The following is a 17,015-nucleotide window of genomic DNA, read 5'->3' as shown; positions in this document are numbered from 1 at the left end:
CCGGTCGCCATTCTTCCCGATCGGTATGACACGACGAAGGACCCCGCCCCTGCCTCACACACCAACCGCACCCCCGCGCGCACGGGGGGTACGCCGGTCGTGGCGCCCTGGATGAACACCGCTCGGTCCTGGGCCGAGCGACATTCACCTGCCCTATCGTCACCCCGGACTTGTTCCGGGGTCCACGGTGCGGCAATCGATGCGGCATGAGCTTCTATCGACCGTGATCGCGGCTCGGTGGACCCCGGAACAAGTCCGGGGTGACGGAGAGGTTGGAGGCGGCGATCAGCAACGATACCGGGAGTAGCTGAAGGTCGATCGGTCGTAGCCCCCCAACCTGCGCAAAGGTACGACGTACCCCTACCCCTCAACCAGTTCCACCACCTCGAACGTGTAGCTCTGCCACCCGCGCTGCCGCGCGGCGTCGCGGGTCGCAGCCTGTTTGCCGGTGGCTTCCTTCAACGATGCGGCATGGCCCCAGAACACTTCGGTCCGGCCGTTTTCCAGCAGCGCGACGATCCGCCAGAAATGGGTGAACGGCGCGCTGGTCGGGCCGATCGTCTTGACCCAGCCATCGGCCATGGTCGCCGTCAGGATGCGTTTCCGGCGCGCCACGCGCTACCCCGCCCGTAGCAGCGCATCGACCCATGCCGGCACCAGTTCGCCGGCCGGGCCGAGGCGGCTTTCGTCGAACCGGTCCGATCCGGCCGAGCGTTCGAGATTGAGTTCCAGCGTCGCCGCACCGCGATCCTTCGCCCATTCGACGAAGCCGGCGGCGGGATAGACCGCGCCCGATGTCCCGATCGATACGAACAGATCGCACGCGCCGATCGCCGCGACGATGCGGTCCATGGCGTACGGCATCTCGCCGAAGAACACGATGTCGGGCCGCAGCGCCGCAGCGCCGCAGGCCGCGCACACGCTCCCCGGCGGCAGCGCATCCCGGTGCGGCACCCGAACGCCGCAGGCCGCGCAGAGTGCCGAACACAGCTCGCCATGCATGTGCAGCAGCCGCCTCGCCCCGGCGCGTTCGTGCAGGTCGTCGACATTCTGCGTCACGATCAGCAGTTCGCCGGTCCATGCCCGGTCGAGCGCGGCCAGCGCGTGATGCGCCGCATTGGGCCGCACCCCGGCCAGCGCCGCGCGGCGCAGGTCGTAGAAGCGGTGGACCAGCGCCGGATCGGCACGCAGAGCCTGCGGCGTGCACACATCCTCGACCCGGTGCCCCTCCCACAGCCCGCCGGGGCCGCGAAAGGTGGCGATGCCCGATTCGGCGGAGACCCCCGCCCCGGTCAGGACGACGATGTTGCGGACGCTGTGCATCGCCGCTGCATAGGCGAGCGGCGGCGGCACGCAAAGGGTGCGGGGATGCGGTTTACCCGGCGAACGCGCGGCGGATCGTCGCCAGCCTCGCGGTGACCAGCGCCTGCGTATCGCGCCCGACCCCGGCATCGCGCGCGGCGGCGTCCCAGCGCGCGACCGCCTCCGCCACCTGCTCGACGATCGCCGCGACCGTTTTTGCCGCGATGCCGTGGAGCCGCGCGACGCGGTCGACATGGCCGCGCGTCGGCATCGCCCCCTCGCCCGCCACCGCCAGATAATGTTCGCCGCCCGGACCATCGGAAAAGGTCAGGTCATAGGCCGGGGCCAGATGCCACTCCCCCACATCGTCCATCAGATAGGCGTGCTGCCGGCTATGATCGTCGCGATTGCCCGCCAGCACGTTGAAGACCATCCGCCGAAACGCCTCGACAACATCTTCCTCATTCCGTGTGATCGCCCGCGTCGCGCGCAGGAACATGTCGTAGTCGATCGCGCCCGCGACCTGCGGCGGCGCCTCGATCGCGCCGGCCAGCGATACCATGTGCATCCGCCGCCCCTCGCCCGGCCGGTCGAACCGCCGCGTCGCGAAGAACGGCGCGCCGTGCCGTGCCGGGATCAGCCGCGTCTCACCGATGGTCACGCCCGCCAGACGGGCCATGGCGGCATAGGCCTGTTCGACCGGACCGATGTCCATCGGGTCGGCCCCAGCGCGAAACTTCACGATCCACGCCGCATGGTCCTGTGGCAGTTCGCCGTCGCCGATGCCGATCGCGCCATCCGGACCGAAGCCGACATGCACCTTGGGTCGCGCGCCGCCCGACGCCCCGCCCAGATCGGCGAGCAGGTCGCCGAGCGCCCCCCCTTCGCCGCGCAGGATCGCCTGCGATTCCGCCGCCAGCGCGTCGAGGTCGATCGCATCCTTGTCCGCGACCGGCGTCGTCGCGGGCGCGAAGGTCAGGCTCCCGCGCCCCTGATCGCCGACCAGCGCGAGCCGGTCGAGCGCCGACAGCCGCCCCATGTCGACGCCCAGCGCCGCGAGCCGCCGCCGCATCAGCAGCGCACCCCATCCTTCGGGCAGGCTGTCGGCCAGGAACCCGTGCAGCCCGTCGAAGTCGCGCGTACGCGCCGCCTGCAACCCCGGTTCGGGCGGATAATGGACCGGCGACAGCCGCCGCGCGTCGCCGATCGCCGATGCAGTCCATTCGAGCTGGGCAAGGCCGCCCGCCATCGCCACCCGCGCGGCGGGCGCGGCCCCGTGCAGCGCGACCTGCAGCGGCTGTCCGGGCGCGAGCTTCACCGCCGGCCCTGTCGCTGGTCGCGCAGCAGCGCATCCATGCTGGCCGCCGCCGGCAGCGGGAACAGCGCGGTCACGCCGTCCTCGCACCGCAGCACCAGCGCCGCCCGGACCAGATCGTCGATCGACGCCTTCCCCTCCCCCTCCATCCGCCGCCACGTGCGATAGGACACCCCCGCCCGGCTCGCGCTGTCCGCCTGGGTCAGCCCCATCGCCTTGCGCCGGGCACGGATGCGGTCGCCGATCGCGGTGGCCAGTTCGGTGGGGGTATAGAGCATCGGCCTTTTATGGACGATTGTGGCTCGTTTAGCAATATTATCGGCCCTATATGGCCGTTCGTGTCGTACGGAGTTCTCTTACTGGATTGCGCCCTATTTGGCAGCCCAACCGTTACCCCGGCGAAGGCCGGGGACCAGTCGGGGGACGTCAGGAAGCTACGACAATGCCTGTCCAGCTGGCGTTTGCTCTATCTGCCCGGAAACATCGCCCCAGCGCAGGCTGGGGCCTCGACCGGCTCTTGTCCCGCGCTCCAACCGGGAGATCCCAGCCTTCGCTGGGATGACGTCCGGTGCGTTGGTGAAGTCGCCAAACAACCCGAAATCCTGCGACCGATCGACATTCGGCCACGCCCGGTGTCGTTCCTGATCTGGGCCTCCAGCCTCTCCGTCACCCCGGACTTGTTCCGGGGTCCACGGCACGGCGATCGGCACGGCATGAGCCTCTATCGACCGCGATTGCGGCGCGGTGGACCCCGGAACAAGTCCGGGGTGACGAAGTAAGACGGTGAATGTCGATCCGACCGATCCTCATCGGCAGAAGCAGCCCCCCCTACCCCGCCACCGGCAGCATCAGCCGGAACGCCGCCCCCTGCCCCGCCTCCACCAGCGCGACCTCCCCGCGATGCGCTTCCACCAGCGACCGCAGGATCGACAGGCCAAGGCCGGTCCCGCCATCGGCGCGGCGGGTGGTGAAGAACGGTTCGAACACCCGCGCGCGGTCGCCGACCGCGATCCCCGGACCGTCATCGGCAATCATCAGCGCGACCATGCCGCCCGCGACCGCCGCCGTGATCGCGATCCGCCCTGCGCCTGCCTGCCGGCTATTGTCGATCAGCGTCGACAGCGCGGTTTCCACCACCCCGCGTGGCACCGCGACCATGGGCAGCGGCCCATCCGGCAACGCGACCGCCAGCACGCTCGCATCCGCCGCTTGCGCCAGCACGTCGGCCAGGTCGGTCGCCGCCCCCGCCTCCCGCGTCGCCATGTCCGCCCGCGCCAGTTCCAGCAGCCGGCTGACCAGCAGGTTCAGCCGGTCGGCATCGGCGGCGACGTTCGACAGGAACCGCGCCCGGTCCGCCGCTCCCATGTCGCCATGGTCCTGCAACAGCTCGACCGCGCCGCGAATGCCGGCCAGCGGCGTCTTGAACTCATGGCTGACGGCATGGGCGAAGTCGCGCAGATAGCGCGATCGATGCGCGATCGCCTCCGCCATCACGGCAAAGTCGCGGTACAGCGCCTGGATCTCGATCGCGGCGGTCGGCGGCGGGTCGGGCACGCGGCCTCCGCCCAGCGCCACCGCGCGGGTCGCGTCGCGCAGCGCCTCGACCGGGCGGACGATGCCGCGCGACAACAGCCCGCTCAACCCCACCAGCGTCAGGAAGATCGCGACGATCCCGAACGCGATCTTGCCGCGATCCTCGTACAGCCCGACGAACAGGCTGCGCGGCGACCGTGCCAGCAACAGCACCCCGACCACCCGCCCGCCGACGATCACCGGCCGCGCATGATGGATGCGCAGGTCCGACGCGCGGCTGAGCCATTCCAGCGGATAATGCTGGCGATAGGCCCCGTTGCGGCGCAGCGTCGTCACCGCCCGGCCCCGCAGCGCCGCCTGCACTTCGGGCAGGGCGGGATAGCCCCTGCCCGCCGGCCCGCGTGCGACGATGCGGCCGTCCGTGTCGAGCAGCTGGATCGACGCCAGCGTCGTTGCCGCCGTCATCGCCAGCACCGGCGCCACCTGCCCCGCCCAGCGCCGCACCGTGGCATCCGCCTCCGCCATCGCCACCGGCGCGGGCCGTTCGGGCAGGATGCGCGACAACCGCAGGTCGAGGTCGGAGCCATAGCCGCTCCGCACGATCGCCGCCCCCTCCCCCGCACCCCCCTGCCCCCACGGCCAGTCGCGCGCGGCCACCGCCGCCAGCGCGGCGCTCTGCGCCACCAGTTCGGTTTCGGTCTGGCGCAGCAGGCTGTTCTCATACACCCGCAGGAACAGCGCGCCGACGCCGGGCAGCGCCGCGACGAACACGAACGTCACCAGCAATATCGTGCGCAGCCGCAGCCGGGGCCAGTGCCGTCGGATCAGCGCCTTCGCGGCGGCGATCATCCGCCGCAACTGCCCAGGCGATAGCCGACGCCCGCGCGCGTCTCGACGACATCGTGCGCGCCCACCCCGGCGAACTTGGCGCGCAGGTTGCGGACATGGCTGTCGATCGTGCGGTCGGTGATCGCGAAGCCCGGCCCGTGCAGCCGGTCGATGATCGCGTCGCGGCTGAACACCTTCGACGGCATCGCCGCCAGCGTGCGCAATATGCCGAACTCGGTCACGGTCAGCGCGACCGGCTTCCCCGCCCAGCTCGCCTGCCAGCCATCGGGGTCGAGCCGCAATCGCCCATGGGCCAGCAGCGCCGCGGCGCTCTCCACCGCCACCGGCCGCGTCGCGACCCGCCGCAGGATCGCCATCACCCGCGCCACCACCTCGCGCGGGGAAAACGGCTTCACTACATAATCGTCGGCGCCCAGCTCGATGCCCAGCACCCGGTCGATCTCGTCATCGCGGCTCGACAGGAACAGGATCGGCACGTCGCTGGTCGCCCGCAGCCGCCGGCACACCTCGATCCCGTCCATGCGCGGCATGTTGATGTCCAGCACGATCAGGTCGGGCGCCTGTTCGCCCGCCTGTCGCAGCGCCGCCTCGCCATCGCCCGCCTCGATCGAGGACAGCCCGGCCTTGTCCAGCGCGAACGCCAGCAACTGGCGGATATGCGGGTCGTCATCGGCGATCAGGATGGTGCGCGGCATGGGGCACTGGATCAGCGCCATCGGGGCCGGCGTCAAGGTTGCACCATATCGGTCGGGATGCCGTCACACGTTCGAACGCGTGGGTCGGGTGACGACGGTGCGCAGCCCAGCAGCGCCCGCGCTGCCGACAGCCGCCGGCTCCCGCGCAGGGTCCAGCTTTCCCAATGCGCCTGTCGCGATGTCAGGTCGGCGAAGAGATTAAATCGTACCGCGCGCACCTTTCGACGCGTGACGGCATCCATCGGTCGCTGCTCCAATGCGATCACCGGCAGCAGCGCACCGTCGCCCACCCAGCGCAGATACCCCAGGTCGACCGCCTCGGGCCGCTGCGCCCGCACATTATAGGCCGCCGCCGCCGCGCCCAGATCCACGACCCCGCACACGCTCAGCACGATCCCCGCCGCCAGCGCATTGGCGTTCACCAGCCACCGCGCGCTCTTGCCCGCCAATATCCGCCATCCGATCAGCACCAGCCCCAGCGCCACCAGTGCCATCCATAGCAACGCGGCGATCCGCCACGCGGTCAGCATCGATTCGTCGATATAGTCGATCGTCCGCAGCGCGCTGGAGGCTACCAGTACCAGATTCTGCGCGACCCACAATGTCACCATCCGCCGCGCCCAGCGATTGCCGGCACTGGCGCTCCCCGGCCGCAGCATCGCCAGCGCCAGCACGCCCGCCAGCAATGCCGTGACGATCAACGGATAGGCCCCGCGATGGGCATAGTCCGCCGCGCTCACCCCCTCGGGCAGCCCCGCTCCGCTCCACAAAAACGCGATGTCCAGCGCGTTCTGTACGGCGAAGATCAGGTTGAAGAGGGCAAGGGCCATCAACACCGACGGCAACGACGCCCCCGGAATCCGCGGCTCGGGATCGGACAGCCGCGCCGCCCAGCGCAGCACGCCCCCACGCGGGCGAAACGCCGGCCACGCCATCGCCGCGACCACTCCCCATAACGCCAACTGCCAGAGGCCGGGAAGCTGTATGGTCGAAAAGGCATTGTAGATCAAAGGGTTGGCTTGTGCAAACAGCAGCAGGAACACGGCGCCCCCGATCATCGGCAGTGCCAGTGTCGCCGCGATCCGTGCCGGCGATACCCCCCTGCCCCGGATCGCCCCCATCCGCCGCAGGTCGAACGGTAGCGCGAACGGCGTGCTCGCGCCATGGGCCAGCAGCCGCATGGCCCAGCGCCAGGCATCGTCGAATCCGGCCACGCGCGGGATCAGCGCCGCGACCGACAGCGCCACCCAGAACAGCACCCACGGCAACGGCCCCGGATTGTCGACCAGCATGGCGGCGAACACCCCGGCCGCAGCGATCGCGCCCCATGCCGCGCGGCTGTGCCGTACGTCGCGGCGAACCGCAGCCAGCAGCAGCAACCAGACGGCCGCGAAGCCGCCGACCCGCGCCCCTTCGAATCCATCAGGGAACAACCAGTGGAAACATTGGACCAGTGCGACGGTCGCTGCGATCTTGAACAGGAAATGGTAGCGCATCGTGGCGGCTCCCTCGGGATGGAAGCCGCCGGTGTAGGAAGATGCTATCCACGCATGATCCGCAGTGGCCGCAGGAGGAGCGCAGATGTGGTGCAGTTCCGGTGCAGGCGGGTGGTCTTCTCAGGACAATTCTCGAAACCCCATCGAACCGGTTAGAGGGTTTATTGGAAGGTTACCGGGTTAAGCGGCCGGCGACCCCCGTGAAACGCGCGGCAGTCCACGATTCGCGCGGGTAGCGGCGTTCCCGAAAGATCGACCTTTCGTTCCCGAAGGATCGATGCGCCCGTTCCCGAAGTGTCGTCGCACCGTTCCCGAAAGGTCGAACCGCGTTCCCGGAGTGTCGATGGCCCCTGCCGGCAGGCGGATTCGACGCGGCGTTTGAATCAATTCCGATGGGGCAGGCGACGAACTCGTTCAAACCATGCGCAGACTGTTCGATAGCGGGACAGATAGGGCGAACATGGCCGGGCATAGCCGACACTTCGGGAACGCTAGCGCCATATCGAGCGGCGTCGCGCCGGCTCGGACCGATGGAAACTTCACCGCACAACTGCCGGATGCGGTGCCCCTGCTCCCCGTGCAGGCAACACCGCCGCGCCGATCGATACCATGTGAACGGCAGTCCTGCCCGCATGTGCGTGCAAGGAAAAATCCTGAACGGCACCCCTCCGCTATGGTGGATCGCTATTCACCAACTTATCGTCACCCCGGACTTGTTCCGGGGTCCACTTTGCCGCTCACCTTGTCCCCAGAAGCGCGAGCTGCACCGATCACCACACTATGGATCCTGGAACAAGTCCGGGGTGACGAAGGGATCGTACGTCGCTTAGCGATCACCCTCGGATTGGCTGAATGTCGATCAGTCTGAAAGCGCAATGCCATCAAGTAGAACCGTTCGTCCTGAGTAGCCGCTGAGCTTGTCGAAGCGGCGTATCGAAGGACTGCCAAGGGTGCTTCGATACGGGCCTTCGACAAGCTCAGTCCCCACTCAGCACAAACGGTTCTACTTGATGGCATTGCGCTCCACGTCGTTGGTCCGGTCGCATCTTCCAACACACCCGCAACGACGGGATGCGCCCCATCGGTAACTGTAGGTCGTTTCCGGTAGAGGCAGACCGTCAACCGCGGCCGCGTCGGGTCCTTCATGGGATCGGCGGCATCGTTCGGACAAACGGTCCATTACCACATCCCGCCTTGTGCCGGGCGCCCGGTTCCCCTGCCCGCCTGTTGGCGCAGATCCATTGCGCCTGGCCGAGGAGCCGGCATAACCCGCCTTGTGCGACGCCGACCAAGGCGGGTACCCCGCCGCTACCGGCCCAGTTCGTGCCGATGCCTGGCATCGAACCGCCGGACATAGCCGATGAACGCCGCCTGATAATTGACCGGCGTCCGCGCCGGATCGCCGTCGATCCACGCGCGAAACTCGGCATGGAGCGTATGATAGTCCCACCCCGGACATTCGGTCCGCAGCGTCTCCAGCGTCTGCGTGCTGACCTCGCCGTCGTGCGCCCGCGCCGCCAGCCCCCGGATCGATGCGCGGATCATAGCCGCCGCATCGACCAGGTCCTCGGTCCGCATGGGCGAGGGGGCCGCCGCGACAGGAGCAGCGGGCGCGGTCACGCTGACCGTCCGCGCCGCGCCGTCACCGCGCCGCCGCATTCGCAGCATCGGCTCGCGCTTGCCGTCCTGTTCCAGCGTCAGCGTATAGCCGGGCAGTTCGTCCCGCTCGGCGATCTTGGCGATCTCGAACTTGAAGCGGCGATATTGCCCCTCCGCGCCCGATTTCTCGAACAGCGTCGGCATGGAGATCGCAAACCCCGCCTCACCCGCGCCGCCGGCATGTTTGCGCGCCACGCGGTACAGCCAGCGTTCGCGCCCGCCGGTCAGGTCGAAATAGGCGCGATCGATCGACAGCACGCCGCCGGTCATCATCACCCCTTCCCAGAACCAGTTCGACAGCTCGATCGTCATGCCCCGCGACCGCTCAGTCTTTTCATCGACCAGCTGGGTCCAACCATCCAGCCAGCTGAACGTCGCCTCGCGCCGGTTCTCGGCACGGATGTTCGTCTTGATCGTCGTCGCCACCAACCGGTCGAGCGCCTGGCCCAGCAGCTCGTACGCGCGGCCCGTCGTTGGCCGCCCGATCGCGCGCAGCAGGTCGTACGGCATCAGGTGCAGCTTGCGCGGCACGTCGTTGACCCCTCGCCTGGCCATGTCGGCCAGCACGCTCGCGCAATAGATCAGGATGTCCGCGTCCCAGATCGTCGCCATGCCGTAATCGGCATTGGCCGACACATGCACCCACAGCTTGCCGTCCGGGCTGCGATAGTCGATCGGCTTGACCCGTTTCGACTTGGCGAGGCTGAAGAACGGCCGCTCCATCATCTCGCGCTGGTCGCGCAGCGGCAGGTCGGCGAGATAGGGCAGGAACAGGTCGAACTGCTCGCTGACCTTTTCGGAAACGGCGCGGGTCATGCGGCGGTTCCGAAAAGTTTCCCCGGGGAAACTCGGGTAGTGACCCGCTCGCAGGAAGGCAAAAGACGATTCCACGCGCTACCGTACCCCGGCTGTTGCCGGAATATGCAGGGCAGGGGGGCAGGGGGATAGCTGGCCATGGTCATCGCGCGACGCCCAAGTTTCCCCGGGGAAACTTCGCCGAAAAGAAGAAATGGATTCACGCGGAGGCGCGAAGGACGCGGAGATGCTTCGCTTGCGGTGCAGGCAGTCCATCTTTCCCAAGCCGGAGCGAAACGCACCCGGTCGCCCGGGGCGCAACATCTCCGCGCCCTCCGGGCCTCCGCGTGAACCAAAGTCCGCTTCCCCCGGCGATCCACGTCGTGCTGAAGAGTAACGCCGTCCGGCACCGACGCCCCACGACGGCTCCAAGCAACAGGACGCCACCCCCCCGCCTTGCTCCCGGCGAAAAGTTTCCCCGGGGAAACCCGACCGGTCACCGCTGCAACCCGCGCCCCTGCGCCGCCAGCTCGGCCAGCGCCGCGCGCAGCGCGTCGGCCAGTTCGTCCGCGTCCGCGCCAGATCCGGCGTGGAGCCGCACCGTCACGCCCTGCCGGTTGACCGTCTGCACGCTCAGCCCCGGCCGCCCCGATGGCGCGGTCCATACATAGGGTGCCGCCTGCTCGCGTCCGCGCGACGGTGCGTCGAGCAACCGCCGGAGCACATCGGCGGCGGGGAGGGGGGGCAGCCCCTTGTCGCGCGCCACGCGCTGTTCGCGCACGATCACCTTCGCCTCGCCGGCGATGATCGCCGCGTCGGCGCGATCGTCGAGCGCCTGCGCCAGCGCATAGCCGCCCTTCAACTGCACCTCCGCCGGCGAAGCGAATGCCGCGATCACCGCATCGGGCAGCGCCGCCACCCGCAGCATCTTCGACAGCCAGCCCTTGGACAGCTTCAGCCGTTCGGCCATGCGCGATGCGTGGTTGCCGTAATGGGTCTTGAGCGCGGCCGCATAATTGCGCGCGCGTTCGAGGTCGGACACGTCGGCCCGCGCCCGGTTCTCCAGGTCGGCGAGCCGGAACGCCGCCTCGTCGTCCAGCGTCGCGACCTGCGCCACGAACTGCATGTCGGGATAGCTGTGGGCGCGCAGCCACGCGATCGACCAGTGCCGCCGCGTGCCCGCGATCACCTCATAGTCACAGGCCGGATCGCCCTCGACCCGGCGCACCACCGCCGGCACCTTCTGCCCGCCCTCGGCGATGATCGAATCGATCAGCTCGCGGCATCCCGCCTCGGTCAGATGGGCATAGGAACGGGCATTGCCCGGCCAGATCCGCACCCGCGCGGGATCTAGCAGGAGCTGCGTCACCTGTCGCACCTCGCCCGACGCCACCCGCGCCAGCGCCGATTCGCGCCCCAGCAGCGTCGTGCCGCGCAGCCGCTCCGACCCGCGCTCTGTTGCCGCGGGGGCGGGCGGATCGGCGGGGCCATCGTCGAGCAACGCGGCCAGATAATCGGATTGCTTACGCGCCATGGGAAACCTCCGCGCGGAACATATGCAGAACTTTGTGTTGTAGGAAAGGGGGACCCTGCGGGGTCGCGAAAGGGGCAGCGGGACCTGACGACGAGGCTACCGACCAAGGCCCCTGCCGTACCCCAGCGCAGGCGACGGTCCAAAGCCGCGCACGCCGTCCTGTCATTACCCTGGACCCCCGCCTGCGCGGGGGTACGGAAAGGGCATGTGGGACCGCCGGGTCCGCCTGCGCGAACCCGTCGATCGGGCGCGACGCCCGTCGGCCGAGCGGTTTGAGCCGGCTTGCGCTTTGCGCTCGCCCGCCGCGCTGTGCGCTGTCAAACCGCTGCCGCACTGACCAACTCCTCCTCGCTCGCCGGCGCCACCCGCCCCCAACCCTGCCGCACCAGTTGTTCGATCTGCCCCATCGCCTCGTCGAGGTTCGCGCGGCAGCGTTTGTGCGTCTTGGGTGTCCCGATCGGCTTTTCCAGCTCGTACACCGTCATCATCCGCATCGCGGCATGGCTGATCTCGGCCGATTCGAGGATCGGCACCGGCAACAGCGCGGGGCCGAAGCTCTGCTCCATGATCGCCCGCACCATTGCATGGCTGGGATCGTTGCCGTCGAACTTCGAACAGATCAGCCGCACGAAGCTGTAATCGACCTCGATCCCCGCGCCCGCCAGTTGCTGCAGCACCTGATCCATCATCGACAGGAACTGGACGGTCGAACAGAAATCGGGCGTCGTCGCCGCCAGCGGCACCAGCAGCGCATTTGCCGCCTGCATCACCGCCAGGCTGATCGTGCCGAGCGCGGGCGGCGGGTCGAGCAGCACGATGTCATAGTGCTGCGCTAGGTCGATCAACCCCTGTTTCAGCTTGCGAAACCGCGCCGCCAGCACCGAGGCCCCGTCCGACCCCGCCGCCGCCAGCTCATATTCGACATCGAACAGTTCGAGGTTCGACGGGATCAGGTCGACATTGGGCCATGGCGTCGCCCTGACCGCATAGGACAGATCGTTCTGCGTCGGATCGATCGAGAGATAGGGGTAGAGCGTTTCTTCGCGCGTGATGTTAAAATGCGGGTTGAAGCCGAACAAGGTGGTCGTCGTCGCCTGACTGTCGCAGTCGACCACCAGCACCCGGTATCCCTGTACCGCGAAATAATGGGCGAGATGGGTGGTGACGGTCGACTTGCCGACCCCGCCCTTGAAGTTCTGCACCGCGATCACCGCCGGCACGTCCAGCGGCGCGCGGGCGGGCGACGCGCCCAGCACGTGGCGCATGTGCAGCAATTCCTCGACACTATAGCCCAGGCGCCGGCCATTGTCGGCGGCGGGGGCGGGGGGCAGCCGCCCATCCTCCTCCGCCATGCGGATGCGGTTGGTCGAACACGCGAGCAGTTGCGCCGCCTCGGCAATGCCGAACCGGACGTTGAGGCCCTTGCGGCTTTCGGGCAGGAACGCCTTGCGCCGCAGCCGCTCGATCATCCGCTCGCCGGCTTCCGCCAGATCGCCGATCTGTGCCGTAATTGCATTCATGCTGCGCAGCACCCACCCGTTTGAACTCTATTGGCTCCACTATGTCACGAGAAGGTTCAATCCGGCAAGCGCCACCGTGTCTTGATTCAACAGGGTTGCCGGCCATACCTGCCACCACATCCAACAATGCGCGCGATGTACTGATGCAGGAAGCGGGAGCGGATCGGGGCGGAAGGCGTTGTCACCGCTCGAATGTGGCAATTTTCGTTTCGGGATGGCGTCGATGAAAGCACGGACAGGATATGTTGCGCTCGGCGCGTTCGGCGCGGCCACGCTCGGCATCATGGTCGCTATCGGCTATGTGCAGGACCGGATCGACCCTCGTCCGGACGAACGGGTCGCCATGACCAAGCCATTGTCCGAACGACAGATGCTGGAACGCCGCCGGGGGCGCATGGCGGAAATCGCGATCGTCGGCGCGACGGTGCAATAACCGGCAGGCGGCGTGCGGCGCCCCGAGACACGGGGGGCCGCCGCCGCAACGCCATCCGGCGTAGCGGCGGGAACGTTGCTCAAGCCACCGCCGGCAGCTTGTCGAGATATTTGTCGACCGTGATCGGATAGTCCCGCACGCGAATGCCGGTGGCGTTGTACACCGCATTGGCGACCGCCGCGCCGACGCCGCACAGGCCCAGTTCGCCGACGCCCTTGGCCTTCATCGGATTGGCCTTCTCGTCAGCTTCGGCGAGGAACACGACCTCCTGATGCGGAATGTCGGCATGGACCGGCACTTCGTAGCTGGCGAGGTCATGGTTGACGAACAGGCCGAAGCGCGGGTCGACCGCCAGATCCTCCATCAGCGCCGACCCGACACCCATCGTCATCGCGCCGATCACTTGGCTGCGCGCCGATATCGGATTGATGATCCGCCCGGCGGCACACACCGCCAGCATTCGCTGGATACGCGTCACGCCGGTATAGGCATCGACCGCGACCTCGACGAAATGCGCGCCGAACGTGGCAAAGGCATATTGCTTGTCGAGCGCACCGAATTCGATGCTGTCCTCCGCGCTCAGCGTGCCGGCATCGCGCAGGGCCACCGACCGTCCGCCGCCGGTCACCCGGCCGCCCTCGAACACCGCGTCATTACCGAGGCCCAGCTTCTGCGTGACCTGCCCGCGCAGCGCGACGCAGGCGGCATAGACGCCCGCCGTGCTGTTGGGCGCGCCCCATTGCCCGCCAGAGCCGGCGGACACCGGATAGGCGCTGTTGCCCAGGCGCACCTCGACCGCGTCGACGGGTACGCCCATCATCTCGGCGGCGGTCTGGGCAAGGATCGTGTAGCTGCCGGTGCCGATGTCGGTCATGTCGGTTTCGACCACGACCCGGCCATTCTCCAACCGCACCCGCGCGCCCGACTTCATGTTGACATGGTTGCGGAACGCGGACGCCATGCCGATCCCGCGCAGCCATTTGCCGTCGCGCATCTGCCCCGGCTTCGGATTGCGCTTCGCCCAACCGAACCGTTCGGCGCCTTCGGTCAGGCACCGGACCAGCTGCCGCTGCGAAAACGGCTTTTTCGGATTGGCGGGGTCGACCTGCGTGTCGTTCTTGATGCGAAAGGCGACCGGGTCCATGCCCAGCTTTTCCGCCATCTCGTCCATCGCGACTTCCAGCGCCATCATCCCCGGCGCCTCGCCCGGCGCGCGCATCGCATTGCCTTCGGGCAGGTCGAGCACTGCCAGACGCATCGCCGCCAACCGGTTCGCCCCGGCATAGAGCAGTTTCGTCTGGTTGACCGCCGCTTCGGGGCCGCCGTCGGGCTGATCGCCCGATCCGCTTTCATGCCCGATCGCGGTGATGATGCCGTCCGGCGTACAGCCGATCCGCACCCGCTGCCGCGTGGCGGGGCGGTGGGTCGCGTTGTTGATCATCATCGGCCGCGCCATGGCGATCTTGACCGGCCGCTTCGCCGCCTTCGCGCCCAGCGCCGCCAGCACCGCATCGGCGCGCAGGAACAGCTTTCCGCCGAACCCGCCGCCGACATAGGGCGATTGCAACGTGATCTTGTCCTTGGGGATACCCAGCGTCTTGGCCAGATCGCCGCGCCCCCAGTCGACCATCTGGTTCGACGTCCAGATCGTCAGGGCGTCGCCATCCCACCGCGCGGTGGAGGAGAACGGCTCCATCATCGCATGGCTGTGGTCGGGCGTGGTATATTCGGCGTCGAGCTTGACCGGGGCGGCGGCATAGGCGCCCTCGAAGTCGCCGACCCGTGCCTCGGGCTTGCCGTCGTCGCCGGGCGCGGGCTTGGCGGATCTCAGCCCTTCCTTCAGGTCGAACCGTCCCTTCACCCGCGCATAGTCGACGCGAACGAGGCCAGCAGCGGCGCGCGCCTGTTCGAAGGTGTCGGCGACGACCACCGCCACCGCCTGATGATAATGGTCGACCGACGGCCCGGCGAGCAGCTTGACGGTATTCATCCGCCCCTTGCCCAAGGGGCCGGCGGTGTCGGCGGTGACGATCGCCAGCACGCCCGGCGCGGCGCGCGCGGCGCTGAGGTCGATCGATCGGATCGTGCCCTTGCCGACGCCCGCGCCGACGATCACGCCATAGGCGGCGTTCGGCACGTCGCGCGCGTGTTCGAAGGCATAGGGGGCAAGGCCGGCGACCTTCTTCGGGCCGTCGACGCGCGTATGGGCGCGGCCGACCACCTGTTGCCGGTCGATGGGATTGGTGCCGGCGGGGGTTTCGAACTTCATGGGATCAGCCCTTCGCCTGCGCGATGACGGAGGCCAGCGCGCGGGTCGCGAGCGGCAGCTTGAATGCGTTGTCCTTGGTCGGCGTCGCGCCTTGGAACGCACGCGCGGTGACGGCGGCGGCTCCTTGCGGCAGCAGCGCGTCCGCCGCCTCGACCCGCCACGGCCGGGGGGCTACGCCGCCGAACGCCACGCGCCCGGTGCCGTCACGCTGGATCACCGCCGCGACCGACACCAGGGCATAGGCATAGGAGGCGCGGTCACGGACCTTTTCGTAGAAATGTTTCCCGCCGATCGGGCGGGGCAGGGTGACGGCGGTAATCAGCTCGCCGGTTTTGAGCACGGTGTCGAGATCGGGCCGGTCGCCCCACAGCCGGTGGAACTCGGCGATCGGGATGCGTCGCGCCTGTCCGCTGCCGTCGATCGTCTCGACCACCGCGTCCAGCACCCGCATCGCCACCGCCATATCGCCGGGAAAGGTCGCGATACAGTCGTTCGACACGCCGATCACGCCCAGTTGCCGCGAATAGCCGCCGATCGCGGCGCAGCCCGACCCCGCCTTGCGCTTGTTGCACGCCATGTTGGTGTCGTAGAAATAGGGACAGCGCGTACGTTGCAGCAGATTGCCCGCCGTCGTCGCCTTGTTCCGCAACTGGCCCGACGCGCCCGCGACGATCGCCCGCGTCAGCACGCCATAGTCGCGCCGCACCCGCTCATGCGCCGCCAGATCGGTATTGCTGACCAGCGCGCCGATGCGCAGGCCGCCGTCCGACGTCTTTTCGATCCGGTCGAGCTTCAACTCCTGCACGTCGACCAGATGGGTCGGCGTCTCCACCTCCAGCTTCATCAGGTCGAGCAGGTTGGTGCCGCCAGCGATGAATTTCGCACCGGGCCGGGTGGCGACGATCCGCGCAGCCTCGGCCGGGTCCTTCGCACGCTCATAGGTGAATGCTCTCATGCGCCCGCGACCTCCGCCATGGCATCGGCAATGTTGGAATAGGCGCCGCAGCGACAGATATTGCCGCTCATCCGCTCGCGCAGTTCCATGTTGGTCGCGCGCGGTTTGGCGGTCAGGTCGGCCTGCACATGGCTGGGAATGCCGCGCCTGATCTCATCGAGCACCGCCACCGCCGAGCAAATCTGCCCCGGCGTGCAATAGCCGCACTGGTATCCGTCATGCTTGACGAACGCCGCCTGCATCGGGTGCAGCTTGTCGGGCGTGCCCAGCCCCTCGATCGTGGTGATCGCATCGCCGTCGTGCATCACCGCCAGCGTCAGGCAGCTGTTGATCCGCTTGCCGTCGACCATCACCGTGCAGGCGCCGCACTGGCCGTGATCGCAACCCTTCTTGGTGCCGGTCAGGGTCAGATGCTCGCGCAGCGCGTCGAGCAGCGTGGTGCGCGTGTCCAGCGTCAGTTCGCGAACCCGTCCGTTGACGTTCAGCCGCACCGGCATCGTCGGCGGAGGGGGTGCGGGCGTCGCCGCCGATCCCCCGGCCTGTGCCGCCGACAACGGGCTGGCCGCCAGCGCCGCGCCCGCCGCCCCGGCGGTCAGCACGCCACGGCGCGATAGTTCGAAATCGGACGGTTCGCCCATGCTCATCTTTCCTGCTGGCCCC

General features: G+C 68.5%; 14 protein-coding genes. 1 reads left to right on the top strand and 13 read right to left on the bottom strand.

Annotation, left to right across the window (positions count from 1 at the left end):
* Nucleotides 1-360: 360 nt before the first annotated feature.
* The 10 genes from ASE83_RS07455 to ASE83_RS07410 form a co-directional block, all read right to left on the bottom strand.
* Nucleotides 361-615, bottom strand: a complete 255-nt coding sequence (locus tag ASE83_RS07455; protein ID WP_055785977.1) for a hypothetical protein — start codon at nt 613-615, stop codon at nt 361-363.
* Nucleotides 616-618: 3 nt separating this feature from the next.
* Nucleotides 619-1,323 carry an NAD-dependent deacylase gene (locus tag ASE83_RS07450; protein WP_055786086.1) on the bottom strand — a complete coding sequence of 235 codons (705 nt, stop codon included), beginning with the start codon at nt 1,321-1,323 and terminating at the stop codon, nt 619-621.
* A 52-nt stretch (nt 1,324-1,375) separates the two neighbouring features.
* Nucleotides 1,376-2,620 carry a type II toxin-antitoxin system HipA family toxin gene (locus ASE83_RS07445; RefSeq protein ID WP_055785975.1) on the bottom strand — a complete coding sequence of 415 codons (1,245 nt, stop codon included), beginning with the start codon at nt 2,618-2,620 and terminating at the stop codon, nt 1,376-1,378.
* Nucleotides 2,617-2,895 carry a helix-turn-helix domain-containing protein gene (locus ASE83_RS07440; protein ID WP_055785972.1) on the bottom strand — a complete coding sequence of 93 codons (279 nt, stop codon included), beginning with the start codon at nt 2,893-2,895 and terminating at the stop codon, nt 2,617-2,619. The genes ASE83_RS07445 and ASE83_RS07440 overlap by 4 nt, the downstream gene beginning before the upstream one ends.
* Nucleotides 2,896-3,445: 550 nt before the next feature.
* Complete coding sequence (locus ASE83_RS07435) at nt 3,446-4,999, bottom strand: sensor histidine kinase (protein ID WP_055785969.1); 1,554 nt, start codon at nt 4,997-4,999, stop codon at nt 3,446-3,448.
* Nucleotides 4,996-5,694 (bottom strand): response regulator transcription factor, encoded by a 699-nt coding sequence (locus tag ASE83_RS07430; RefSeq protein WP_055786084.1) that lies wholly within the window; start codon nt 5,692-5,694, stop codon nt 4,996-4,998. Before ASE83_RS07430 ends, ASE83_RS07435 begins: the two co-directional genes overlap by 4 nt.
* A gap of 32 nt (nt 5,695-5,726) precedes the next feature.
* On the bottom strand, nt 5,727-7,190 hold the full coding sequence (locus ASE83_RS07425; protein ID WP_055785966.1) for a DUF4153 domain-containing protein: 1,464 nt from the start codon (nt 7,188-7,190) through the stop codon (nt 5,727-5,729).
* 1,308 nt (nt 7,191-8,498) lie between these two features.
* Nucleotides 8,499-9,665 carry a replication initiator protein A gene (locus ASE83_RS07420; protein ID WP_055785963.1) on the bottom strand — a complete coding sequence of 389 codons (1,167 nt, stop codon included), beginning with the start codon at nt 9,663-9,665 and terminating at the stop codon, nt 8,499-8,501.
* Between the two features lie 475 nt (nt 9,666-10,140).
* The gene (locus ASE83_RS07415; protein WP_055785960.1) at nt 10,141-11,178 is read right to left on the bottom strand and encodes a ParB/RepB/Spo0J family partition protein; all 1,038 of its coding nucleotides are present in this window, start codon (nt 11,176-11,178) and stop codon (nt 10,141-10,143) included.
* 317 nt (nt 11,179-11,495) lie between these two features.
* Nucleotides 11,496-12,698, bottom strand: coding sequence for an AAA family ATPase (locus tag ASE83_RS07410; RefSeq protein WP_055786081.1), 1,203 nt, complete (start codon nt 12,696-12,698; stop codon nt 11,496-11,498).
* Nucleotides 12,699-12,921: 223 nt separating this feature from the next.
* On the opposite strand from ASE83_RS07410, the gene ASE83_RS07405 reads away from it, so the two are divergent.
* On the top strand, nt 12,922-13,131 hold the full coding sequence (locus ASE83_RS07405; protein WP_156352869.1) for a hypothetical protein: 210 nt from the start codon (nt 12,922-12,924) through the stop codon (nt 13,129-13,131).
* 79 nt (nt 13,132-13,210) lie between these two features.
* On the opposite strand, the gene paoC is transcribed toward ASE83_RS07405, so the two are convergent.
* Genes paoC through paoA form a run of 3 tightly spaced genes read right to left on the bottom strand, consistent with a single transcriptional unit; the run spans nt 13,211 to nt 16,993 of the window.
* Nucleotides 13,211-15,400, bottom strand: a complete 2,190-nt coding sequence (paoC, locus tag ASE83_RS07400; protein ID WP_055785955.1) for an aldehyde oxidoreductase molybdenum-binding subunit PaoC — start codon at nt 15,398-15,400, stop codon at nt 13,211-13,213.
* A gap of 4 nt (nt 15,401-15,404) precedes the next feature.
* A complete protein-coding gene (locus ASE83_RS07395) occupies nt 15,405-16,355 on the bottom strand; it encodes an FAD binding domain-containing protein (protein WP_055785952.1) in 951 nt (316 codons plus the stop codon).
* Nucleotides 16,352-16,993 carry an aldehyde dehydrogenase iron-sulfur subunit PaoA gene (gene paoA / locus ASE83_RS07390; protein ID WP_055786078.1) on the bottom strand — a complete coding sequence of 214 codons (642 nt, stop codon included), beginning with the start codon at nt 16,991-16,993 and terminating at the stop codon, nt 16,352-16,354. Before paoA ends, ASE83_RS07395 begins: the two co-directional genes overlap by 4 nt.
* Nucleotides 16,994-17,015 lie beyond the last annotated feature (22 nt).

Origin of the sequence: Sphingomonas sp. Leaf32 (assembly GCF_001421765.1) — a bacterium.
In the GTDB taxonomy this organism is placed as follows: Bacteria; Pseudomonadota; Alphaproteobacteria; order Sphingomonadales; family Sphingomonadaceae; genus Sphingomonas.
This window is presented reverse-complemented; position numbering and strand designations above follow the sequence as displayed.